Origin of the sequence: Clostridium porci, from assembly GCF_009696375.1 — a bacterium.
In the GTDB taxonomy this organism is placed as follows: Bacteria; Bacillota; Clostridia; order Lachnospirales; family Lachnospiraceae; genus Enterocloster; species Enterocloster porci.
In genome coordinates this window covers 1-23,181 of record NZ_VUMD01000018.1, presented here as the reverse complement: position 1 = coordinate 23,181, position 23,181 = coordinate 1, and the positions used below count along the sequence as shown (strand labels likewise).

Below are 23,181 nucleotides of genomic sequence, written 5' to 3'. Positions count from 1 at the left end.
CTGGTGAAATTATTTTATATTTTCTTGTATTCCAGGAGAATTTTATCCGATATCAAAGCAATAAATTCAGAATTCGTAGGTTTGCCTTTTCCTGTGCTGATTGTATAGCCAAAAACCTCATCAATGGTTTCCATTTTCCCTCTGCCCCACGCAACCTCAATGGCATGGCGTATAGCACGCTCCACCCGGCTGGCTGTTGTCTGGTTTCTCTTTGCGATGGAAGGATACAGAATTTTCGTCACAGAGCTCATCATCTCCTGATCTTCCACCGACATGGCAATGGCATCTCTCAGATACTGGTATCCCTTAATGTGGGCCGGTATTCCCAGCTCATGGAGCATTTTTGTAATATCGTCCTCCAAGTGCGCCTTCATGTATTCCTCTCTGGAAACATGTACTTCCTCTCCTGTTTCATAAGGAGCGCTTACTGCCCTGCCCGCCTGCTGATGCTTTGGAAGCTTACCGATATGACGTATTTTGTTTACCAGAATTTCTTTGTCAAATGGTTTCATCAGATAGTAATTGGCGCCTGCCCTAAAAGCATCTTCTGTCATCTGCTCCCCGCCTACTGCACTCAGTATGATAAACGCAGGATTTTTCAGAAATGTATGATCGCTTTTAACCTTCTCTACAACAGATATGCCGTCAATCTTCGGCATTACCAAGTCCAGCAATACAATGTCTGGCGTGGTATTCACGATCATGTTAATGGCATCTGCCCCATTATCTGCCCTTCCGATTACCTCTAATCCGTCCTCAGAGCTAATCAGTTCATCCAGCGTATTCAGAATCAATGGATTGTCATCAACAATCGCAACGTTCAGCTTTTCCACTTTTTTTACCTCCTTCATTGTTTACACGCCTGCACTACCTTTTGAATCTATCAGTTGCTTATCGACCCTGTGTTTACAAAAACCCATATCCTTCGTTATTTCTTGCACATTCAATTATATATGCTCCCCTTAGCATATAGCAATCTTTGGTGGTCGCATCTTTAGACAAATTCAACACCTGTCGATTTAGAAATTGTAACATCTCCAGTAATAAAATGCAATTATTTTTGGTGTCAATTAACGCAAATGTAATAAATTCTTAAATTTTTTTGTCACCTTTTGACGGTTTAACAAATATTTTGCCGCTTTACCACAGCATCACAATAATTCAATAACTCGACAGGCACAACTATATAACGCAGTTGGCATGAATTTTCCTCTTATTAATTTGGTGAATTATAAACTTTTTTGTCTTAGGAGGCCTCAATGCTCCAGCATATTTTCAATCAGTATACCGTACCCTCTGGTGGCGTCCTGTACAAACACATGTGTTACGGCCCCGGCCAGCTTACCATTCTGTATAATCGGGCTGCCGCTCATGCCCTGTACAATCCCCCCTGTCAGCCCAATCAGCTCCGGATCTGTCACCTTTATAACCATGCTCTTATTCTTATGGCTGGAATTAGTATCCACCTTCTGTATTTCAATGGCATAATCCTTTAGCTCCCCCGATATATCGCTCCTTAGGAACGCGGCTCCAGGCTTCACGTCCTGCCTGCAAGCAATTTCCAGCGGTTCTCCTGTAAGTTGTTTCTTAAACTGCTGGTTCACGGTCCCGAATATTCCTTCATCCGTATTGGCTCTGATATCTCCCATATAAGACTGAGGCCCGTAATAAATCACACCTGACAGCATCCCAGGCTTGCCAATGGCTCCCTTCTCAATCCCCATTATTTCCGTAGTATAAAGGGCTCCCTCTGCTGATTCCACCAAAGCGCCTGTGTCACTGTCACTGATTCCGTGACCCAGGGCTCCAAAGTTTCCATTCATATCCACATAAGTAACTGTTCCGATTCCCTGGGTATCATCCCTCACCCATGCGCCAAGCTTATACTGCCCGTCTGATCCGGCTACCGGCTTTACACTCACATCCACCTCTTCCCCGTCCCTGCGTACTGATATCACGCTATCCTGGCCCTGGGACTCGTTTACCGCATGTATGAGATCCTCTTTGGTATTCATAGGCTCCCCATTAAATGCTTCTATATAATCCCCCGATTTTAAAATCCCATAGGCAGGCTCCGACTCCGTCCCGTCGCTGCCTGTAATTCTCCCGGTGCCAATGACCATCACACCGTCGGACTTGAGATATATTCCAATGGGACTGCCACAGGGGATGGCATATCTGGTATCTACTACATCCACCTGAATATCCTTTAATTTAATAAGCCCAAACAATTTAAGGCCTACCTGATAGCTTCCCTGACGGCCTGCAAACATAGAAAATTTCTCTCTGCCGCTTATGGTAATCTGATCGGCGGGAATGTTACTCTCATTTCCCAAAGCTACCTCCTGGCTCTCACTGGAAATAGTAGCCTTAAGCGGCAGGCCAAAGGAAAATTCCTCCTCCTGATTCTCAATAATACTCACCCTGTCCGGCACTACCTGATCCATGTAATACCAAGTGTATCCTGTAACAGTCAAAACAGCCAGCCAGAACACGCGCCCCAGCCACCGGTAATAATTTGATCTTCCTTTCATTGCCCTGCCTCCTTATATAGTCATACTCTAATATCATTACATTCAGGGCGCCGGACATGTATTTCCCACAGTGGTTTGACCTCAAAGGCTAAAAAAAAGAAAGAAGCATGCCCATTGCCTCTTTCTTAGTATGATCCGTACTGAGAATTTCAATCTGCTTTATTTTGTTCTGTCTGCCAATTCCTTCATCTCCTCCGCATTATGCAGAACCGCCTCTGTTATCTTCGCACCTCCTAAAAGTCTTGCAAGCTCCTGTATGGACTCCCTTCTGTCCAGCAGGCGGATGGTTGTCAGCGTCCTTCCTTCTCTGGAAGTTTTTGCAATTTCAAAATGTGAATCCGCCATAGCCGCTATCTGAGGCAGATGGGTGATGCAAATCACCTGATGGCTCCCTGCAATCAGTCTCAGCTTTTCCGACACCTTCTGGGCCGTACGCCCGCTGATTCCCGTATCAACCTCATCAAAAATCACTGTAGGAATATCGTCGGTATCTGCCAGCACGGTCTTAATAGCCAGCATAATTCTGGATAGCTCGCCTCCGGAAGCCACGTCCTTAAGGGGCTTTACAGGCTGGCCCGGATTAGTAGAGATCAGAAACTGAGCCTCATCCCAGCCGGAAGAGGTAAAATGCTCCAGCCGTTCAAACTCCATCTCAAATTCCACATCCAGAAAATTCAGATCTGTAAGACCATCCTTAATTTTCTTCACCAATACTTTAGACGCTTTTTTACGGATCTCTGATAATTGTGCGCAGAATCCCTCCAATCGATTCACGCAGGCAGCAAGTTCCTTCTCTGTTTGCTCCCTGCGATTGTCATAATCCTCCAATTCCTCCAGGCGTTTCCTTTTTTCAGCTAATTTCTGGTTTATCAGCTCCACCGTAGCCCCATACTTGGACTGAAGACTATGGAGCAAATCCAGACGTTCCTCTATCTCTAAAAAGGTTTCCTGGTCAAACTCCATTGACTCTATGTAGGAGGATATTTCCCGTCTCACATCCTGAACAATGGCGTCCGCGTCATACAGCTGATCCCTCAGACGCTCCAATGCCCCATCAAACTCCGCCGCCTGCCCGGTTTCCTTCAAGGCTCTGGAAAGCCACTCTCCCTCCAGAGCCCCATAAGCAGCTCCCAGGCTCTCCCCTATCTTCCGGGAATGGACAAAGCGGCGGTAGGCAGCGGCAAGAGCCTCCTCCTCCCCTTCCTTTAGATTGGCCTCCTCTATCTCCTGAATCTCAAACCTCAGAAAATCCGCCTCCCGGACGCGGCTTTCCAAATCCAGTCCCAAACCCTCCAAACGCTCCTTAAGCGCTCGATAGATCTGATATTCTTTACCAATATTCATCTTAACAGGCAGCGTCGTCTGCTTTGCATAAGCATCCAGAATCTCCAGGTGTTTGGATTTGTACAGCAGCGACTGGTGCTCATGCTGGCCGTGAATGTCCAGAAGAATACCTGTAATCTGGCGCAGCCTAGCCGTTGTCACAGTCTCGTCATTAATTTTGCTTACGCTTCTGGAAGGCATGATTTTCCTGGATATGATTACCAGTCCGTCCTCCGCAGGCTCTACGTCCAGCGCTTTTAAGGAGCGCAGCTTCTCCTCTCCCCGGAGCTCAAAAACCAGCTCAATATAAGCGTACTCCGCCCCCTGGCGTATGCTGTCCCTGGAGGCCTTGCCCCCCAAAGCCATGGTTACAGAGCCAATGATGATAGATTTTCCGGCTCCTGTCTCTCCTGTAAGTATATTGAGCCCTTCACCAAATTCCACATCCGCTTTCTCAATGAGAGCCAAATTCTTTACATGCAGCTCCAGTAACATCCTTCACCCCTTCTTCCTTATGGTACACACCCTAGTCCTCCACCATTTTTTTGATCTTTTCCATCACAATAATCGTGTCGTCCACGCTGCGGATCGCGCACATGATGGTGTCATCACCCGCAATACATCCCACAATCTCCGTAAACTGGATAGCGTCCAAAGCCGCAGCCACGGCCATAGCCATGCCGGATACCGTCTTAATCACCAGAATATTCTGGGCCATGTCCATGGATGCAAAGCCGTCCTTTAAAATTCGGATAAACTTAATAGCAGAGGTTCCTCCGGGACTTTCCAACACCATATAGCGCTGACGCCCGCTTTCCGCCTGCATCTTTGTCAGTTTCAGCTCCCTGATATCTCTGGATACGGTAGCCTGAGTCACGTTAAAGCCGGCCTCGTTCAGCTTTACCGCCAATTCCTCCTGAGTTTCTATTTCGTATTTCCCAATTAATTCCACAATCTTACTGTGACGCTCTACCTTCATGAACTGCCTGTCCTCCTTACATCCTAGCCAGATGATTGCTTAAATTCTGCATAAATGATATCTGCCTCAGTTTTACCATAACCGTCTGCATCTGAGAGCCTTCTATCCAAATACTGTCCCCTTCTGCCAGCTCCATAAACGTATCCCCGTCAAAGGACACTACCTGGCCTTTATTTAAGAGCCTGATCCGTATTTTATCCTCTGGAGCCAGCACAATGCTTCTGGCGTTTAAGGAATGAGAACAAATAGGCGTAAGGACCATCATCCTAGCTGCCGGCGCAATCACAGGCCCGCCCGCTGACAGATTGTAGGCGGTGGAGCCTGTGGGGGTAGCCACCAGCACTCCGTCCGCGGCGTACTCGTTGAGATATTCATCATTTACATACACATTGTAGCGCAGCACCTTAAGAGGAACCAGCCTAGTTACCGCAATCTCATTTAAGGCAATATCCTCCAGAACTGTCTTTCCCTCATGGCAGACCGTTCCCTTAATCATCATACGCCGTTCCAGGTGATAACGGTCTTCCAGAAGGGCGTCCATCACAGGAGCCATATCCTCCTGACGGCTTACTTGGTTTAAATAGCCCAGATGCCCCCGGTTCACTCCCACCATAGGTATATTCCTTCCCGCCAGATCCCTGGCCGCCTGTATCAAGGTTCCGTCTCCGCCGATGGTAATAACGCACTCTGTATCCTCCGGCACCTCCTCGGCCCTTGTGTGGGCGCCGCCTCCCTCCTTATTGTCAGCCCTTTGAAAGCGGCATACCGCGCCTTTGGCTTCCAGATAGGTCTTAATGAAGGCCTGGGCGTCTTTTGCATATTCTTTATCCAGATTGGCAATTATATAAAAATGTCTCATAAGTCAGGCTCCCGCCGTTTTGTTTGTGCAAGCATATGCTTTGTGTCCACTGCTACTTATCCAGCTCCCCATGGGCTTCCTCCACAACCCTGGCCGTCTCCTCCGCCATCTGGTTATAGCTTCCTGCCTCCACATGTTCCCCCTGAGGATGATTCTGAAGGTAAAGGAGATACTCAATGTTGCCCTCCGGCCCCTTGATTGGCGAAAACTCCAGATTCAGCGCCTCAAAGCCAAGACTTGCAGCATAGCAGAGCACCCTCTCAATTACCTCAAGATGAACGCTTTTCTCCCTGACAACGCCTTTTTTCCCAACCTTCTTTCGGCCAGCCTCAAACTGTGGCTTAATAAGGCATACCAACTGCCCTTCCTCGGTCAGAAGCTCCTTCACAGGCCCCAGCACCTTAGTCAGAGAGATAAAGGACACATCAATACTGGCAAACTGAATCCGATCCGGTATATCTCCAGGAGTTACATAGCGGATATTGGTTCTCTCCATGCAGACAACCCGGCTGTCATTCCTTAATTTCCAGGCCAGCTGTCCATGCCCTACATCCACGCTATAAACCTTCGCAGCCCCATTTTGAAGCATGCAGTCTGTAAATCCGCCGGTAGAAGCGCCTACGTCCATACACACCCTGCCTTCAAGAGCAACGCCGAAACGGCTTATGGCCTTTTCCAGCTTTAATCCGCCCCGGCTTACATATTTAAGGGCGCTGCCTCTCACCTCAATCACTGCCTCAGCGTCAAAGGCGGCGCCGGCTTTGTCCTCCTTCTGATCATTTACATACACAATTCCTGACATAATCAGCGCCTTGGCTTTCTCCCTGGACTCTGCCAGGCTCCGCTTCACCATCAGCACATCCAAACGCTCTTTCATACTTTTATCTCCCTGCAATTCTATGCCTGTCCCAGGGACTGTAAAGGTGTCTGACCTTCCATACATGACCCCTGCCCCGTCAAAGCCATCCGCCGTCCTTCATAAACTTTATAATGGAATCACTGTCAATCCTAAGCTCTTTCCTCAATACAGACACATTTCCATGCTCCACATAAGCATCCGGCAGCGCAATATTTAAAACCTTCACCTGAGGAAAATGTTCATGAATGTAAGCAGTTACAGCCAATCCATATCCCCCCTGCAAAACATTCTCCTCCATTGTCACAATCAGGCGATGCTTTTCAGCCAGACGATCCACCAGCTCCCTGTCAAAAGGCTTTACAAAACGCCCATTTGCAAGACTGCACGAAACACCTTCACTTTTCAGCTTTTCCCGCACATGCTCGCCTGTGCTGACCATGCTTCCCACCGCCAAAAGAGCCACATCTGCTTCCCCATAGAGCATCTCTCCCTTTCCATACTCAATGGGCTGCTTAAACTCCTTAAGTCCCCTGTAAGCCTGTCCTCTGGGATACCGGATAGCCAGAGGCCTGTCATACTCCATACCAAACTCCAGCATAGCCCGCAGCTCCCACAAGTTCTTTGGAGCCATAACGCTCATGTTGGGAATGGAGGTCAGAAAGGAATAATCGAAGATCCCCTGATGCGTCTCCCCGTCGCTTCCCACCAGACCGGCCCGATCCACCGCAAACAGCACTGGAAGGTTCTGGATACAGACATCATGAAGCACCTGATCATAGCCCCTTTGAAGAAAGGAGGAATATACAGCCACCACAGGCTTAAGACCTGATGCCGCCATTCCTGCCGCCGATGTCACAGCGTGGGCCTCTGCGATTCCCACATCAAAAAACCGATCCGGGAACCTCTTTCCAAAGGCAGTAAGACCTGTGCCGTCAGGCATAGCTGCCGTTACAGCCACAAGCTTTGGATACCGCTCTCCCATCTGGCACATTTTTCTGGAAAACACCTCTGTGTAAGAAGGATAATCCCCCTCTGCAGCAGACCTTCCAGTTTCCACATCAAAGGGCCCAACCCCATGAAAGTAAGAAGGATTTCTTTCAGCAGGCCGGTAGCCCTTTCCCTTTTTAGTAATAACATGTACCAGCACCGCATGATCCAGCTTCTGAGCCTCCCGCAGCACCTTGCAAAGAGCCTGGATATCGTGACCATCCACAGGCCCCAGATAGGTGATACCCATATTTTCAAAAAGCATCCCTGGAATAAACAGTTGCTTGATGCTGTTTTTGGTGCGCTTGATTTTATCAATCATAGCAGAACCCACCAGAGGAATCCGATCCAGCGTATCCGCCACATTCTTTTTTAAATCATTGTAGCCGCTGCCCGTACGCAGACCGTTTAAATAGCGGGACATGCCCCCTACATTTTCAGAGATGGACATTTTATTATCATTCAGTACAATAATAAAGTTCTTCTTCATCCGGGCCGCATTATTCAGCGCCTCGTAGGCCATGCCTCCGGTTAGGGCTCCATCTCCAATCACAGACACTACCTTGTAATTCTGTCCCTGAATGTCCCTGCCCTGGGCCATTCCCAGGCCTGCGGATATAGAGGTGGAGCTGTGGCCTGTATCAAAGGAATCATAGGGGCTTTCCTTCCGTTTCGGAAAACCGCTGAGTCCCCCGTACTGGCGCAGCTCCTCAAACTCAGCCATGCGGCCGCTTAATATTTTATGGGTGTAGGACTGATGGCCCACATCCCAGATGACCTTGTCCTCAGGCAGATTCAAGGTCCGATACAGCGCAATCGTCAGCTCCACCACCCCCAGATTAGAAGCCAGATGGCCTCCGGTGCGGCTGATGCTTCTGATTAAAAATGTACGTATTTCCTGAGCAAGGGCCTTTAACTCCTGGGGAGGCAGTTCCTTTATCTCCCTGGTTCCCTTTATGCGTTCCAATATCATATGGCTGTTTCTCCAACATTCATCTGACTTTACTTCTTCCTGCTGATCAAAAGCTGAATCAGAGCTTCTAAAAATTCATTATTCCCAGGCAGCTTATTAAGCTCCTCTATGGCTTCGCAGGAAAGCTTCTTTACATCCTCCCTGGCCTTATCCAGTCCCTCCAAAGTCACATAGGTAGTCTTGGAATTTTTCTCATCGCTGTTAACCGGCTTTCCCAAAACCGCTTCGCTTCCTGTTACATCTAGTATATCGTCCTGAATCTGAAATGCCATGCCAAGCTTAGAAGCCAGATTCTCCACTATCTTACAGTCCTCGTCAGCCGCTCCTCCCAGAAGAGCTCCAATCAGCATAGACCCTTCAATCAGGGAGCCTGTCTTGAGACGGTAGATAAAATCCAGCTTATCCTTAGGAATAGGGCCTCCTGCCAGCTCCACATCCACCGTCTGTCCTCCGATCATGCCGTATACACCGGTTTTTCTGGCCAGCATTCCCATAGCCTTGCCTACTGCCAAAAGCTCCCCCGGCTCTGTACATGCTTCAAAAGCGGAGGAGGCAGTCTCAAAGGCATACATCATCAAGGCATCTCCTGCCAGAACCCCCATGTCCTCTCCGTACTCAGCCCAGGTACTGGCCTTGCCTCTGCGCATCATATCATCATCCATGCAAGGCAGATCATCGTGAACCAGAGATGAGGTATGAATCAGCTCAACAGCAGCCATAAAAGGCGGCACTGTATCCAGAACCGCACCTGTAAACAGACGGCAGACCTCCTGCATCAGCATAGGGCGCAGCCGCTTTCCTCCGGCTCTCACACTGTAGTTCATGGCCTCCAGTATGGTTTTTTGCTGCCCTGTCTCCTTGGGAAGATATTGTTCCAGCAGCTGGTCAATTTCCTCTGTACGTTTTGTTAGTTCCTGCTTGAATATTTCCTTAGCACTCATTTTCATCACCCTCGCTCAATATCTGAATTTGTTTTTCTACCTTATCGATCTGTAGGCTCAAGGCTTTCACCAGCTTCATCCCTGCCTCATAGCAGGAAAATGACTCCTCCAGTGTATTATCCCCAGCTTCCAGCTTTCCTATCATTTTTTCCAGAGCGGCAAAATTCTCTTCAATTCCGCCCTGGCTTTCCACCGGCTTGGTTTCCTCTGCTTTCTTACGCGGCATATCCCCTACTCCTCGCTTCCTATCAGCGTTTTAGACGCCCTCTCAATCTCCTTTACCTGTGCTCTCACCTGTCCGTCCCTTACCTGTATTTCAATCATATCTCCCACCTGGGCCTGGGCCACGGACTTAAGCCCCTTACCTGATGCGTCTGTGATAAAGCCATAGCCCCCCTTAAGCTTTTTAAGAGGAGATGTCCCCTCCAGCCTGCCTGCCATCAGAGCCAGCCTGTGACGGCTGTCTTTCATCTCCTCCCCCATAAGGCGTTTCAGGCTCATGCTTCTGTCAGTCAGCGTTCGCCGATTTTCCTGAATTTTGTTTTCCATATAGCTCTCCAGGAAATTTACAATGTCAGCCAGTCTCTGACGCCTGTCGTTCAACTGACGAACCGGATTATGGAGCCTCATTTTCGTCCTGCACTGCTCTAGACGGAACCGGTTCCTCTCTATCATACGTCCCATCCATCGATCCAGCATTTCCCTATACTGATTCACCTGGGCCTCAAACCGGCTGTATTCAAACACTGCCAGCTCCGCGGCAGCCGAGGGGGTGGGCGCCCGCATATCCGCCACATAATCGGCTATGGTCACATCCGTTTCGTGTCCTACCGCTGAGATAACCGGCGTAGAACAGTTAAAAATTGCTCTAGCCACTATTTCTTCATTAAAGGCCCACAAATCCTCTATGGAGCCTCCTCCTCTCCCTACAATCAGCACATCCAGCCCCAAAGCGTCCAGCGTCTTGATTCCCTTCACAATGCTGAACTTAGCCTGCTCCCCCTGAACCATAGCCGGATATAGAATCAGCTGCACATATGGATTTCTCCTTGCGGAAATGTTCATAATATCCTGTATGGCCGCTCCTGTAGCAGCCGTAACGATTCCTATCCGTTGCGCGTATCTGGGAATGGGCTGCTTATAAATAGGGTCAAACATGCCCATCTCCTCCAGCTCATTCCGAAGCTTCTCAAACCGCTCAAAGAGAACTCCCCTGCCCTCTCTGGTAATCTCCTTGGCATAGAGCTGATATCTGCCATCCCTCTGGTATACATCCACGGTTCCCGATACTGTAACCTCCTGGCCCTCCTCCAGCTGAAAAGCAAGCCCCTTTCTCTGTCCCGCAAACATAACAGCGGCTATCTGAGCGCCGCCGTCCTTTAATGTAAAATAAATATGACCAGATGTATGGTACTTACAATTAGAGACTTCCCCCTTAATAGAAATACGGTTCAGGGCGAAGTCCTGGGTAAACATGTTTTTGATATATGCAGTTACCTGTGTCACAGTATAAACGCTTGCCATAGCTTATACCTGTTCTGGGCTGTCCGTATCCCCTCCCTTATCGTCTTTAGGCATACATCTTGCAAGAATCCCATTGACAAATGCAGGCGAATCCTTTCCTCCGAACTTTTTAGCCAGCTCTACCGCCTCGTTGATAGATACCTTGGTTGGAATGGTATCATCAAACAGCAGCTCAAAGATTGCCAGACGCAAGATGGTAAGCTCTACCTTTCCCATCCGCCTGGTCGTCCAACCGGCTGCTACCTGGTTCAGCTTTTCATCTATCTCCGGTATCCTCTCCATTATCATTGCTGTTCTGGCCTGAAGATATTCACTGTCAGCCGGTTTTAGTTCTACTTTATGCAATACCTCAAGAACGCCTGACTGGTCTGCGTCATCCTCCTCCGGTGACTGGAAATACTGATCCAGCTGGGCGATTGCTTCCTCCATAGTTGGATAAAAGTCCGCCGAGAACAGCATTTTAAAGCAGTGCTCCCGCAAATCTCTTCTGGTCATCTTCTCTGCTTGTACTAAAAAGCCGGGGCCCTTCGTACATTTTCCTTTCCTGTTACTTGTAAGCCCTTTAAAAAGAGCTATGCTGTAATCATTATAGCAAAATCGTTGTATAAAAACAATAAAAAATGTATAAACACTCCCCAGGCAACGCTCCGGGGAGTGTTCTCATCTAACGCTTCCTTTTTATCTTATACATGCCCTATTCCATATTGACCCCGGCAATCTTAACATTCACATCCAGAACCGTAAGTCCGGTCATATTCTCAATGGCCGCACTTACCTTTTCCTGAACCTGCTCGCTGACTGCGGGAATATTAAAGCCATACCGGATATTTAAGGACAGATCAACAGACACATGCTCCTCCGTCACATCCACCTTGACGCCTTTGCCGAGGTTTTTCATCCCCAGCTTGCCCACCAGCTCATTGGTGATATTCCCTGCCATAGAATCCACGCCTTCCACCTCCGTAGCCGCCAGCCCGGCAATGATTGCCACTACCTCGTCTGCAATTTGTACCTCACCAATTTTATCCTTTTCATATAATTTATGGGTACTGCGATTTTCATCAGCCATCACAACTTACCTCCTGTCAAACCTTAATTATTAGTATTATAGCAAATCTGGGAGAATATGTATAGGATTACTTTTTATAATTATGACCAGCGAACGAAGCCGGTAAGGATAAAGGTTCAGGGGATAGGCTAAGTGAAAATAAGAAAGGTGTTAATTTGGATCGCTGCTATTGCACTTGTCATATTCTTGATAAATAAGATTAATTGCATTTATGTAACAGACAGAATCGAATCTAGCGATAAAGCAACTGTCTATATAGTTAAGGAATCTAATCCGCGTTCAAAGACTGAACCAAACCAAACAGCCCCCAGGCAGTTTCTTTCCCGCCCAAGGGGCTGCTCTCCTGCTGTTATTCCGCCATATTTAACAGCGTGATTATAATCTGATCTGCTCCTACCTCTGCTTTTCTCTTTACAATATCTTCAATCTGCGCTCTCTGGGGATCTGTGATGGAGGGAGCGTTGATAACAACATCCACCTTATCCTCTGTAATGCTTACAACCGGATCTGCAAATCCCTTGGCCATCAGAAGGGTCTCCGCCGCATTTTCCTTCTCAGAAACCTCCGTCAGCTTAATCATATCCTGAATTGCCTGCTGCTTGGCAGCCTCGTCGATGCTGGCGCTGTTGATCAGCCCCATCAGGGTTTCCTTGTTCTTTGCACGGATCTGCTCTCTGCTAAGCTGTACATTAGCTATGTAATCCGCTACATTCATACCACTGGTAAGAACAGCCTCTCCCGGATTCTCAAGACCAGTCTGCGAAGAGCCGTTCTCAGACTGAGCCGGCTGCTGCGTATCTGCGCCTGCCTGTGTCGCTTCCTCTACGCCGGTGTCTGCCTGAGCCATCTGACCGGTATCTGATTCAGTTTGGGCGCTACCGCTGGTTGGATCTAAATCGGATGCATCCTGATCCAGGCTTGGAATCTCCATGAGATCTGCCTTGCCGTTCAATGATGCGGCCTGATTCTCCGCCAAAATATCCTGATCTGAAATATCCATGGCGCCTGCCTCATACACCCGGTTGCCCTCTGCCAGATCCTTTTTGCCAGCATAATTCAGGTAGCCTGCGGCCGCAATCATAACCGCCAGCGTCGTAATAATAATTTGGTTTCTTCGGAACAAGCGTTTCATGTTCATGTCTTTCATGTGCTCTTTTACTTGCTTCATATTCCTGATTTTCATATACCTGTACTCCTTTATTTATTCCACCCTCTTTAATACTTTTATTTTATGTGGCGGCAAACCAAATAATGCTTCCATTGCCTGAGAAATTTCAGTTTTCACAGCACCGCTTCCCCCGCCCTCCGCACTGATGATAATTCCTGAAATTTCAGGGCTTATCTCCTTTTCTATAATAGGGCTGTTTCCTCCCGTTCCTGTGCCGGAGCCTGCCAGAACCGTATTCTCCTCCATCTGGCTGCTGGTCACGTCCCTGGCGCCTCCCCCCGAATCTCTCTCCTGAGTGGTATTTGTACTAGTGGAACGATCTACCCGCACTACCTTTTCGCTGGAAGACTTTAATACAACCATAACATCCACCTTACCGACTCCTTCCACCGATTTCAGGATATCTTTGATTCTGGCCTCCAGTTGGGCCTCATAGCTTCCCTCCTTACCAACAGGTGCAGCCACAGGACTGGCCTCCTTACCGTCAGAAGAGCCGAAATCTCCCTCCTGTCCGCCGTTTCCTGTGCCGGATGCATGGGATTCTCCTGTCCACAGAGGTACGGCGCCTGTTCCAAAGCCTGCTTCAGAAGACTGGGCCTTAACATTTTTTTTCTTTTCACTCCTTTCGCCTCCTGGCAAAGGGAAGGATAATATCATCAATAAAACTCCCAACAGCAGCAAAAACAGCCATTTCTCCTTAGTCATTTTTCCACCAAACTTTGATATGTGACCTTTCCAGTCCATAATAATTTGCCACCTTTCCTGTCAAACCCTCGATTTTTGATTGGAGAGCCCCTTTTTCCGGCTTTCCGTCTCCCTGGGAAGCTTTAGCCCGGTTCGGCTTTTCCTTCCCCCACCCTTCTCCGCCTTTGCTTGCTCCTTCTTCATCCCCCAAAGCGACCGGCTTTACCTGGATGCTGCCAATTTGATTGCCCTCTACATTTACAGGCCTGCTTCCCATATAAGAGGAACGATCCTTCTCGTCCATTTCTTCCCTCTGAACCTCCAGCTGTATATCCGTTACCTGTCCATAACGGCTGCTGTCTTTGTTCCTGTCGATTATCACCTGAGCCTGCGCACAGGAAAAACCCTCCGCCTCGGCCATAGCCACAAGATCACTTTTTACAGCCTCTTCATAGCTGCTCATCATTTGTTCCAGACGCTTATCCTCCATTCCCCACAAATCCGCCTTTAGTTCCTGCGCGTCATTCTGAAAGGTAATAGACTGAAACATGGAGGAAATCTGTTCATCCAGCCGCAGACCTCCTGTAAAAGGACTTATTACAAGAAGAATAAGAACCATGCCTGCAAAAAATCGGATATATTTTTCATATTTGGAATCTGCCAGAAGGTTGTTTGCCGCTGACATAAAAATCATATAATAAATCATGCTCTTAACCCATCCGTATACGGCCTCCATGTTTCCTCCTTTTCAAACGCCTCCAATCCGTTTCTTTATGTTCCCTTAGAGTATATGCCAAAACTTCTTCCTTCCAGATGTAACGATCTGTTTCATGAGCCTAAGCCGCAAAGTAATTCACATTTGTTGAGGCGCAGGTGATTCCAATGGCCAGCATAAATAGAAACATGGAGTATATCACAATCTGCAGCAGCAGCTTATGTCCCCTGGATATTCCCGACACACAGGAAACCAGCCGCTTATCGCACACCGGCTGCATAACAGCCGCCACACACTGATACAGCACCATTAGAATCATCAGCTTGAGCACAGGAACCAGGGTAATCATAGCGAGAACCACCACAGCCGCTGCTCCCATGGTATTCTTTACCAGCACACCAGAGCCCAGCACCATCTGTGCCGCCGCACCGGCCCCCTGCCCCAGACCTGGTATAATTTCAATCAGCCGCTTCATACCAGCCTGTCCCAGGCCGTCGGCATAGGGAAGTATCATAGCCTGAATCAGCTGAAACCCCATCACCAAACCTACAAGCGTCTTCAGGCTCCACACCAAAGCCTGTTCCAAAAGCTCTGTAAACTTAGTCAGAAGCGGCTCCTTCACCACATGACCGCCCAGTACCATTACCACATAAAGCTTCACAGCTGCCATCAAAACAGTGCCGCAAAGCCACTGAACCGCTGTAACGCCTCCCAGCATACCCTCATATAAAGCCAGGGCGCTCATGCTTCCACCTGAAAATGCTACTGACATAAAGTATGCAGGCATAAGAAGCCTCATGAACTCCAGTATCTGGCTTAAAACTCTGGTTGCTATCTGGATACTGGCCGCAACCCCTGCGGCCAGACAGGTAAACAGCAAAAGGTAGGTTACAAAAAAGCCTGTATCCGATATCTGCCCTCCTTTAAATATAGAGGACACATTCGAAAAGACAGCTCCAATCATGCCAATAAGCGCTACCTGGAGAAGCATTTGTCCACCCTTTTCCACTTCCGATAACAAGGTATTCCTAAGCCCGGCTCCGGCCTGTCCCAGAATACCTGTCAGATTTCCCTTTAACAGCTCCTGCATCAGATCCCAAAAGGAGAAGGTTCCAAATGAATTCTCCGGCTGTCCCATCACATCATTCAGAAACTCCTGAAGCCCTTGCATTTCATCCTCGATCCCCAGCTCCTCTGCCGTTTGATCCAGCTTCCCCTCTGCCTGCCAGATCTGTTCCTGCCCATAGGCGGCCACAGCGCCGGTTCCGGCCAGAACAGCTCCCAGAACTATCACAGCAGCAGCCCTCCTTGCCCTTCCTTTAAGCCCCTTCATTGCAAAAAGGACTCCAGCGTTTTAAACAAAGCTAGAAGTATAGGCATGCTGATACCCAAAATGGACAGTTTCCCAAATATCTCAATCTGTCCTCCCAGAGAGCCATATCCCGCATCCTTGCACATACTGGAAGCAAATTCCGCCACATAAGTGATTCCAATCATCTTCAGCAATGTTACAAGATACACGCTGTTAATTTTTATGTAGCTCTGAATTTGCTCCAAAGTCTCCAGTATGTTCTTCAGTTTACCAGTTCCGTAAAAAAAAATAAAAAAGCTGGCTGCCATTACCATATAAACCGCATACTCTCCCCGGATGCTCTTTAACTGCACAGCCAGAAGAATCGTTGCAATTCCGGCCGCCGCTACCGTTATAATCGTCAACTTAAGTCACCGTCCTTTCATTGTCTGAACCTCCGTCTCCTTTGCCCTAAAGCTCCTATTCACAAAGGCCTAAGTTTCTTCTTACGCTTCTCCCCTTTCCATACAGGTAAAGCCAGTCCGCTTTACAAGGAAAACAGATTCTTCATCGTTTCAAACAAATCATATATGTATGGTATCATCCAGAACAGCACCAGCACCAGCCCCGCAAGGCTTGTAAGGAATGCCTGCTCATCCCTGCCGCTGTGCTTTAAAACCTGGCATACTACCGAAACCAGAATGCCCACCGCTGCTATCCGAAATATCAGATTAACACCCATTCGCTCTCCTCAACTTTCCCTCTTACAATGTTCACTAGTACATCACAATCACCAAAAGCATGCCTCCCATGAAGCCAAGGCTGGTATAAAGCCTGCACCGTTCTCTCTGATTGCTCCTCAAGTAATGGATAGACACATCCAACTGCTCCAGATACAGCTTAAGGGTACGCTCCTGCATGTCCACATCCAGATATCCAAGATATTCCCCCAGACAGGACAGCTGCTCCAAATCCTCTTTCGTCAGAGGAAGGTGCGTCCCCGTAGCTAAACCCTTTATTGCCCTGCGCCATATTTCCTGAAGGCTTTCCCCCTCCTGATTGCAGATGTTCTGGGCCACCCCAGTAAAAAGCTCTCCCAAAGGCCCATGGGTTCTTTTTCCCACTCGCTCCAAGGCCTCTGCTATGGGAGCATGGCTGTATGTAATTTCCCCCTTCAGAAAATAAATCATCTGTCTCAAAAGCTCCAGAAGCCTCAGCCGCCCCTTCCATTCCATAGCAGACCACACCCCAAAACCACCTGCCGAAAAAATCACCAGGAAGATCCCTGTCCATTTTACCGCCACAGCCTCTCGTCTCCTTTCCAAAGCGCCGCTCCAGACCCGTCCCATATGCCGGCTACCTTTCCGGCTCCGCCCTTCCGGCTCAAAAGGATCAGCCGTTCAAAGGTAGTCTGAGCCAGCAGCTCCTTAAGAGCAGGCTTTTGCCGTATGTCCTCCAATGAGCTTCCATGTACGGTAGCAGCCAGGGAACAGCCACAATTTTTTACATATTCGATGGCCTCCACATCCGCCCGGCTTCCAATCTCATCCACCGCGATCATTCCGGGCGCCATCGTCCTCACTAGCATCATCATTCCCTGGCTTTTCGGGCAGCAGTCCAGCACGTCTGTCCTGGGCCCCAGATCATTCTGCGGAATCCCCTGATAGCAGGCCCCAAGCTCCGATCGCTCATCCACAACCCCCACGCTCATGCCGGGTATCCATCGTCCAGAAGGCCCCCCATGTTTAGCGCCTCCTCCAGACAAACCGGCATACCTTCCTGACGATACCTGCCGTATTACATCCCGAAGAAGGGTTGTTTTTCCACACCTTGGAGGTGATATAATCAATGTATTTAAAAACGCTTCGCCACTCTCTGAATACAGGTAGTCCATAATCCCATCTGCACATCCCACCATCTCATGTGCCACCCTCACATTGATAAAAGAGATAAATTTCATCAGACGAATATCCTGCCCCTGAGCCAGTGTTCTTCCTGCCACTCCCACCCGGTGCCCGCCCTGTATGGTTAAAAAGCCCTGGCGAAGCTCCTCCTCCGCTGCATACAGAGAGAAATTCCCCATATACTCAACCGTCTCCTTCATCTGTTTTGGAGTCACCAGATAAAATGCTTCCCAGACTGCCTCCTGCCTAAGAGCCCCCTTCTCTTCACCTCCCGCGTGAATCTGATCTCCGGCCTCCAGCCCGCCATTTTTTTTAACCAAGAACTCCTTATCCCCTATGATCATCATCAGAGGCTGTCCGGCTCTTAGCCGGATCTCCTGCACATTCTTAAAATCCCCGGCAACCTGTCCCAAAAGAGAACGCAGCTCCCTGGGAAAAATTTTCAAAATCTCTTCCTTCCGCTCCATCCTTTTCACCCCTTTTACCTCAATATATGAGACATGCATAAAAATATGACTATAGGTGTACACAAAAAACGGCAGCTTCCGATTGCCTGGAATGTCATTCGCCAGGCAAGTCAGGCTCTTGGCATAAAAAGCAAAAGGAGAGTTTACGAAATGCTTCCAAATCCCCATTTTCTCTATAGCAGCTGCTTACGAAAATCCGTTGGAGACATTCCGTTTTGCTTTTTAAAAATCCGGCTAAAATATAAGGGATTATCATATCCAACAATCGCAGCGATTTCAGCAACCGTATAATCAGTCGATTCCAAAAGAGTCTGGGCATTGGATATTCTCAGAGATAACATATACTGAGCAGGCGTTACATGGGTATATTCCCTGAACTTCCGAATGAACCAGCTTACGCTCATGTAGTGAGACGCAGCATATTCATTTATATTGATAGGTTTATTATAATTTTTATGAAAATGCCGAACGGCAGCCTCCATCTCTTTTGTAAAGGTCTGGCCTTTGCTATGCGGCTTTCGGCTGACCGAACGATGGATCATAATGAGCAGTTGATGCAGATAATGTACAAGCAGCTCCTCATAATCCTCTTTGCACAGCTTTAATTCCTGAAGGATTTGCAAAAAAATTTGTTTATATTCTAAGGAAGTACCTGTATAAATCTTATGCATATGATCTGTTATGCCATATTTTGCAAGTATATGCTTCACATCGCTTCCTGTAAAATGCACCCAATATACTTCCGTATGATCGATTCCATAATAGCTATACTTCTGTTCTTCTTTTGGTCTGTAAAGCACTATATTTCCGGCGGAGACTATATCTTCCTCCCCATTAAAGTAGAAATGCGCCCTCCCAGATGCAATATATAAAATCTGATAATCCAGTCTTCCCTTTGGGCGGTATGTAGATAGCTCCGGCCTGCTTACTAACCGATACGTGCCGCAGCTTCCTACAAATAACGGATGGCTTTTATCTTTAAAATCTAATTTCTCATTGTGCCAGTAGGCAGAATCCATATACATCTTACATCACCTCTCTCAGAAGCTTTACATATGAGTTTTGGTTTGTTTTTGCGTATGTTACGCTGCTATGATCCCTTCACAGATTTATTGAAGGATTATATCATTTTGTGCATATTTTGTCTAATCTAATCCATGGTTTTATAAAAGAATGAACTATATAATTTTAGAAAAAACGGAGGTATTTTAATATGATTGTGCCAAGATATTATGAGGATCCTCATGTGCTGCATGAAAACACCATGCCCAACCGCAGCTACTATATTCCTGCGTCAAAGGCCATGTATTCCTTGATTGAACAGCGAAATCTATCTGACCGCTTTCAATTATTAAATGGACTATGGCATTTTAAATATTATGATAGTATTTATAATGTTCAGGAGGAATTTTTTCAAACCGGCTTTGATGTAAGCGGCTTTGATCGTATTCCGGTTCCAGGAGTCTGGCAGAACGAAGGCTACGGCACACATCAGTATACCAATATTCGTTACCCCTTTCCCTTTGATCCGCCATATGTGCCTCAAAACAATCCCTGCGGAGCTTATGTGAATGATTTTACTTATCACAAATGCAAAGAAGCTCCGAGAGCGTACCTTAATTTTGAGGGAGTGGATTCCTGTTTCTATGTTTGGCTCAACGGAAGCTATATCGGATATAGCCAGGTCTCCCACTCGACCAGTGAATTTGACGTCACAGATGCCTTAACAGAAGGAACCAACCGCATTGCGGTGCTTGTATTAAAATGGTGCGATGGCAGCTATATGGAGGATCAGGATAAATTCCGCATGAGCGGTATTTTCCGGGATGTTTATATTTTACACAGGCCCGAACAGATGATATTTGATTACTTCATTAAAACCACGTATACGGATAAGCTGGCTGCTGTCAATGCAGAAATTCACTATCTGCAGAACCTAGTGCCGGCAAGGGTCAGTATCTACGACAAGGAAGGCGGCCTTGTGGGCACACAAAAAATAACAGATAGCATAGAAGCCTCTGGAAGTGTCAATGTGAAATTTGATATTCCGAATCCTATCTTGTGGAATACGGAACAGCCTTATTTATACACGATTATTTTTGAAACCCCAGATGAGGTTATTGTAGACAGGCTTGGTATAAGAGAAATCTATATTGAACATAATATCGTACATTTTAATGGCAAACCGATTGTATTTAGAGGCGTAAACAGGCACGATTCAGATCCGGTAACTGGATTTGTAATCAATACCGGCCAAATGAAAAAAGACCTGAGCCTGATGAAGCAGCATAACTTTAACGCTATACGCTCCAGCCATTATCCGAATTGCCCCTGTTTTTATCAATTATGTGATGAATACGGCTTCCTGGTTATCAATGAAGCCGATAATGAAAGCCATGGCCCATCTGAAATCTATTTTAAAGATAATAGCTTCACAAACAAAAGCAAGCATTGGAATGAGCCGATTTCTGACAATCCTGAATTTATTGAGGCAACATTAGACAGAGTTCAGCGTTGTGTACAGCGTGATAAAAACAGGCCCTGCATTGTTATATGGTCCATGGGGAATGAATGTGCATACGGATGCACCTTTGAAGAAGCTCTGAAATGGACAAAGACCTTCGACGAAACACGATTGACACATTATGAAAGCGCCAGATACCACAGCGATAAACGCAACTATGATTTTTCAAACATTGATCTCTTTAGCAGAATGTACCCTTCCTTTGAAGACATCAATGACTATCTGAACAATGATCCGGATAAACCATTTATCCTGATTGAATACTGTCATGCTATGGGAAATGGACCTGGAGATTTAGAGGATTATTTCCAGCTATTCCATAAACATAAGCTCATGTGCGGCGGATTTGTCTGGGAATGGTGCGATCATGCCATCCTGCACGGGAAGACTCCTGACGGAAGAAGCGTCTACTACTACGGTGGAGATCATGGTGAAGAGGTTCATGATTGTAATTTTTGTGTGGACGGACTGGTGTTCCCTGACCGAAGGCCACATACAGGATTGCTGGAATATAAAAACGTTTATCGGCCAGTCAGAGCACTTTCCTATTATAAGGAACAGCTTACGTTTCATAATTATCTGGATTTTACGAATACAGAGGACTATATACGAATGAAATACGAAGTAAGTTGTGATGGAACTGTCCTTGAAGAGGGAGAGCTTCCTACTCCTTCTATTGAACCGCAGCAGTCGTCAGTAATTGCATTTCCTCTTTCCTATCCAGAAAGAGGAGAAACATTTTTAAAGATATATTACTATTCTTCAAAAGCTGCCCCACTGGTTCCTGAAGGTACTCTTTTAGGATTCGACGAACTCCCTTTAAAGAACAAGGATAGCAGGAACCAGATTGCCCTTCAGGCGTTAGAGCAGTTTGGACAAAGCCAGAACGAAATCCTTGTAGCAGAAAACGATGCGTTTGTTTTCTTAACAGGTCAAAACTTTCAGTATTCCTTAGACAAACGTACAGGTCTTTTTACAAGGCTTACATGGGGCGGCATACAGCAGCTCTCACAACCAATGGAAATCAATATCTGGCGTGCGCCAACTGATAATGATATGACCATCAAACAGGAATGGTACAGAGCAAGGTATGATAAGACCTCTGTCAGAGCTTACAGTACAATACTGGAACAGAAAAACAATCAGGTTCATATTCATTGCCAAATGTCCCTCTCCTCAGATACTATACAGCGTATTTTGGATATGGATACTATATGGTCAGTCGACGGAGATGGAAGTATCTCTCTTTCAATGAAGGTTAAACGCCGGCCGGAATTTCCAATGCTTCCAAGATTTGGGCTGAGACTATTTCTCAACAAAGCTCTGGTCAATGTTCAGTACTATGGAATGGGGCCGATGGAAAGCTATTGTGATAAGCACCAAGCCTCCAGCCATGGCATATATTCAGCAAAGGTAACTAATTTACATGAAGATTACATTAAACCACAGGAAAATGGAAGTCACTGGGATTGCTCCTATGTAATTCTGGAAGGAGATACCGCTCAATTCGGAGCTTTCTCAGAAAAAGCCTTCTCCTTCAATGCTTCTGTCTATACACAGGAAGAATTGACCGCCAAAAAACATAATTACGAATTGAAGACATGTAACAGCACAGTTTTATGTCTGGATTACGCACAAAACGGTATTGGTTCGAATAGCTGCGGCCCTGCCTTATTACAACAATACCGGTTCGAACAAAGGGAATTCGATTTTGAGATTACACTGTTTCCCTATAACAATCTTTCATTGTGGTATAATTAATATATCAATATGGGAGGTGTTTTTTATGATGTTGCGCATAGCAGGTGGTTTTCTGTTTCGTGTGTCTTCATTTTTCGGAACACAAAAAACTCCGTCACATTCAACTGGCTAAAGCCAGAACAAAATTCGCCCGGCAGGGTATAAACCCACCGGGCGAACGTGAACGCATTATTGTATTTTACGGTATCGTATAATTCCTACTTCTGACCGTATTCCCCCTGGCCGGGGGAGGAATTTTTTGAACGGTGTAACTCCCGTTTCCCTTTGTCGATACACCTTTCCATGCATGACAGCATCCTCCTTAAGCCGCCGATCTTATCAACATTAGGGGGCATTCCCATCACCAAGCACGTAGCTACACGGTGGTATAATCGGTTTGCAAGTACTTTTCTTTACTCCGATTGTCTCCCTTGGCTTTTCCGGGCCACCACCACAAACCGCCCATTTTCCGTATGATAGCTGCACGTCACAAGGGTCAGCAGCGTGTCCCCGTATTCCGCTGTTTCGCCCGTATCGTACAGGGAGGCCGCAGCCACGTTGTCCACGTACTGGGAAAACGACCCAGGATCGCTCAGATCCGGATAGGCATAGAAGCGGAACACGTCCCTTTCATCCTGGT

Annotated in this window: 22 protein-coding genes and 1 pseudogene; 1 reads left to right on the top strand and 22 read right to left on the bottom strand. The window is 47.1% G+C overall.

Annotated features, from left to right (window positions below; genetic code table 11):
• Positions 1 to 14 precede the first annotated feature (14 nt).
• The 21 genes from spo0A to FYJ39_RS16435 form a co-directional block, all read right to left on the bottom strand.
• Positions 15 to 833: a sporulation transcription factor Spo0A gene (gene spo0A / locus FYJ39_RS16535; protein WP_287848623.1), complete on the bottom strand. Its 819-nt coding sequence runs from the start codon at positions 831 to 833 to the stop codon at positions 15 to 17.
• Between the two features lie 423 nt (positions 834 to 1,256).
• Positions 1,257 to 2,534, bottom strand: coding sequence for a SpoIVB peptidase (gene spoIVB / locus FYJ39_RS16530; RefSeq protein ID WP_154473533.1), 1,278 nt, complete (start codon positions 2,532 to 2,534; stop codon positions 1,257 to 1,259).
• Between the two features lie 159 nt (positions 2,535 to 2,693).
• Positions 2,694 to 4,352: a DNA repair protein RecN gene (gene recN, locus FYJ39_RS16525; protein WP_154473532.1), complete on the bottom strand. Its 1,659-nt coding sequence runs from the start codon at positions 4,350 to 4,352 to the stop codon at positions 2,694 to 2,696.
• A gap of 31 nt (positions 4,353 to 4,383) precedes the next feature.
• Positions 4,384 to 4,836 (bottom strand): arginine repressor, encoded by a 453-nt coding sequence (gene argR / locus FYJ39_RS16520; RefSeq protein WP_154473531.1) that lies wholly within the window; start codon positions 4,834 to 4,836, stop codon positions 4,384 to 4,386.
• A 16-nt stretch (positions 4,837 to 4,852) separates the two neighbouring features.
• Positions 4,853 to 5,695: an NAD(+)/NADH kinase gene (locus tag FYJ39_RS16515; RefSeq protein WP_154473530.1), complete on the bottom strand. Its 843-nt coding sequence runs from the start codon at positions 5,693 to 5,695 to the stop codon at positions 4,853 to 4,855.
• Positions 5,696 to 5,747: 52 nt separating this feature from the next.
• The gene (locus FYJ39_RS16510; RefSeq protein ID WP_154473529.1) at positions 5,748 to 6,572 is read right to left on the bottom strand and encodes a TlyA family RNA methyltransferase; all 825 of its coding nucleotides are present in this window, start codon (positions 6,570 to 6,572) and stop codon (positions 5,748 to 5,750) included.
• 79 nt (positions 6,573 to 6,651) lie between these two features.
• Positions 6,652 to 8,514, bottom strand: a complete 1,863-nt coding sequence (gene dxs / locus FYJ39_RS16505; protein WP_154473528.1) for a 1-deoxy-D-xylulose-5-phosphate synthase — start codon at positions 8,512 to 8,514, stop codon at positions 6,652 to 6,654.
• A 29-nt stretch (positions 8,515 to 8,543) separates the two neighbouring features.
• Positions 8,544 to 9,455, bottom strand: a complete 912-nt coding sequence (locus FYJ39_RS16500; protein WP_154473527.1) for a polyprenyl synthetase family protein — start codon at positions 9,453 to 9,455, stop codon at positions 8,544 to 8,546.
• Positions 9,445 to 9,681: an exodeoxyribonuclease VII small subunit gene (gene xseB, locus FYJ39_RS16495; protein ID WP_154473526.1), complete on the bottom strand. Its 237-nt coding sequence runs from the start codon at positions 9,679 to 9,681 to the stop codon at positions 9,445 to 9,447. Before xseB ends, FYJ39_RS16500 begins: the two co-directional genes overlap by 11 nt.
• Positions 9,682 to 9,686: 5 nt before the next feature.
• Positions 9,687 to 10,979 (bottom strand): exodeoxyribonuclease VII large subunit, encoded by a 1,293-nt coding sequence (gene xseA / locus FYJ39_RS16490; protein ID WP_154473525.1) that lies wholly within the window; start codon positions 10,977 to 10,979, stop codon positions 9,687 to 9,689.
• Between the two features lie 3 nt (positions 10,980 to 10,982).
• Positions 10,983 to 11,474: a transcription antitermination factor NusB gene (nusB, locus tag FYJ39_RS16485; RefSeq protein WP_154473524.1), complete on the bottom strand. Its 492-nt coding sequence runs from the start codon at positions 11,472 to 11,474 to the stop codon at positions 10,983 to 10,985.
• Between the two features lie 199 nt (positions 11,475 to 11,673).
• Positions 11,674 to 12,048, bottom strand: coding sequence for an Asp23/Gls24 family envelope stress response protein (locus FYJ39_RS16480; protein ID WP_154473523.1), 375 nt, complete (start codon positions 12,046 to 12,048; stop codon positions 11,674 to 11,676).
• Between the two features lie 349 nt (positions 12,049 to 12,397).
• Positions 12,398 to 13,231, bottom strand: coding sequence for a SpoIIIAH-like family protein (locus FYJ39_RS16475; RefSeq protein ID WP_154473522.1), 834 nt, complete (start codon positions 13,229 to 13,231; stop codon positions 12,398 to 12,400).
• A gap of 18 nt (positions 13,232 to 13,249) precedes the next feature.
• Complete coding sequence (locus tag FYJ39_RS16470) at positions 13,250 to 13,921, bottom strand: stage III sporulation protein AG (RefSeq protein WP_353847332.1); 672 nt, start codon at positions 13,919 to 13,921, stop codon at positions 13,250 to 13,252.
• Complete coding sequence (locus tag FYJ39_RS16465) at positions 13,914 to 14,636, bottom strand: stage III sporulation protein AF (protein ID WP_154473520.1); 723 nt, start codon at positions 14,634 to 14,636, stop codon at positions 13,914 to 13,916. The genes FYJ39_RS16470 and FYJ39_RS16465 overlap by 8 nt, the downstream gene beginning before the upstream one ends.
• Before the next feature lie 100 nt (positions 14,637 to 14,736).
• Positions 14,737 to 15,909 carry a stage III sporulation protein AE gene (locus FYJ39_RS16460; protein ID WP_287848157.1) on the bottom strand — a complete coding sequence of 391 codons (1,173 nt, stop codon included), beginning with the start codon at positions 15,907 to 15,909 and terminating at the stop codon, positions 14,737 to 14,739.
• Between the two features lie 35 nt (positions 15,910 to 15,944).
• Positions 15,945 to 16,331: a SpoIIIAC/SpoIIIAD family protein gene (locus tag FYJ39_RS16455; RefSeq protein WP_154473518.1), complete on the bottom strand. Its 387-nt coding sequence runs from the start codon at positions 16,329 to 16,331 to the stop codon at positions 15,945 to 15,947.
• 122 nt (positions 16,332 to 16,453) lie between these two features.
• Positions 16,454 to 16,648, bottom strand: a complete 195-nt coding sequence (gene spoIIIAC, locus FYJ39_RS16450) for a stage III sporulation protein AC (protein WP_154473517.1) — start codon at positions 16,646 to 16,648, stop codon at positions 16,454 to 16,456.
• 34 nt (positions 16,649 to 16,682) lie between these two features.
• Positions 16,683 to 17,210: a stage III sporulation protein AB gene (locus FYJ39_RS16445; RefSeq protein ID WP_407923857.1), complete on the bottom strand. Its 528-nt coding sequence runs from the start codon at positions 17,208 to 17,210 to the stop codon at positions 16,683 to 16,685.
• A complete protein-coding gene (gene spoIIIAA / locus FYJ39_RS16440; protein ID WP_154473515.1) occupies positions 17,201 to 18,277 on the bottom strand; it encodes a stage III sporulation protein AA in 1,077 nt (358 codons plus the stop codon). Before spoIIIAA ends, FYJ39_RS16445 begins: the two co-directional genes overlap by 10 nt.
• 173 nt (positions 18,278 to 18,450) lie before the next feature.
• Positions 18,451 to 19,302 carry a helix-turn-helix transcriptional regulator gene (locus tag FYJ39_RS16435; protein WP_154473514.1) on the bottom strand — a complete coding sequence of 284 codons (852 nt, stop codon included), beginning with the start codon at positions 19,300 to 19,302 and terminating at the stop codon, positions 18,451 to 18,453.
• Positions 19,303 to 19,490: 188 nt separating this feature from the next.
• Between FYJ39_RS16435 and FYJ39_RS16430 the strand changes: the two genes are divergently transcribed.
• Entirely contained in the window at positions 19,491 to 22,562 is a 3,072-nt protein-coding gene (locus tag FYJ39_RS16430) for a glycoside hydrolase family 2 TIM barrel-domain containing protein (protein WP_154473513.1), read from the top strand.
• 392 nt (positions 22,563 to 22,954) lie between these two features.
• Here the strand turns inward: FYJ39_RS16430 and FYJ39_RS16425 are convergent.
• Positions 22,955 to 23,181 (bottom strand): annotated as a pseudogene (locus tag FYJ39_RS16425) (class B sortase); the annotation flags it as partial.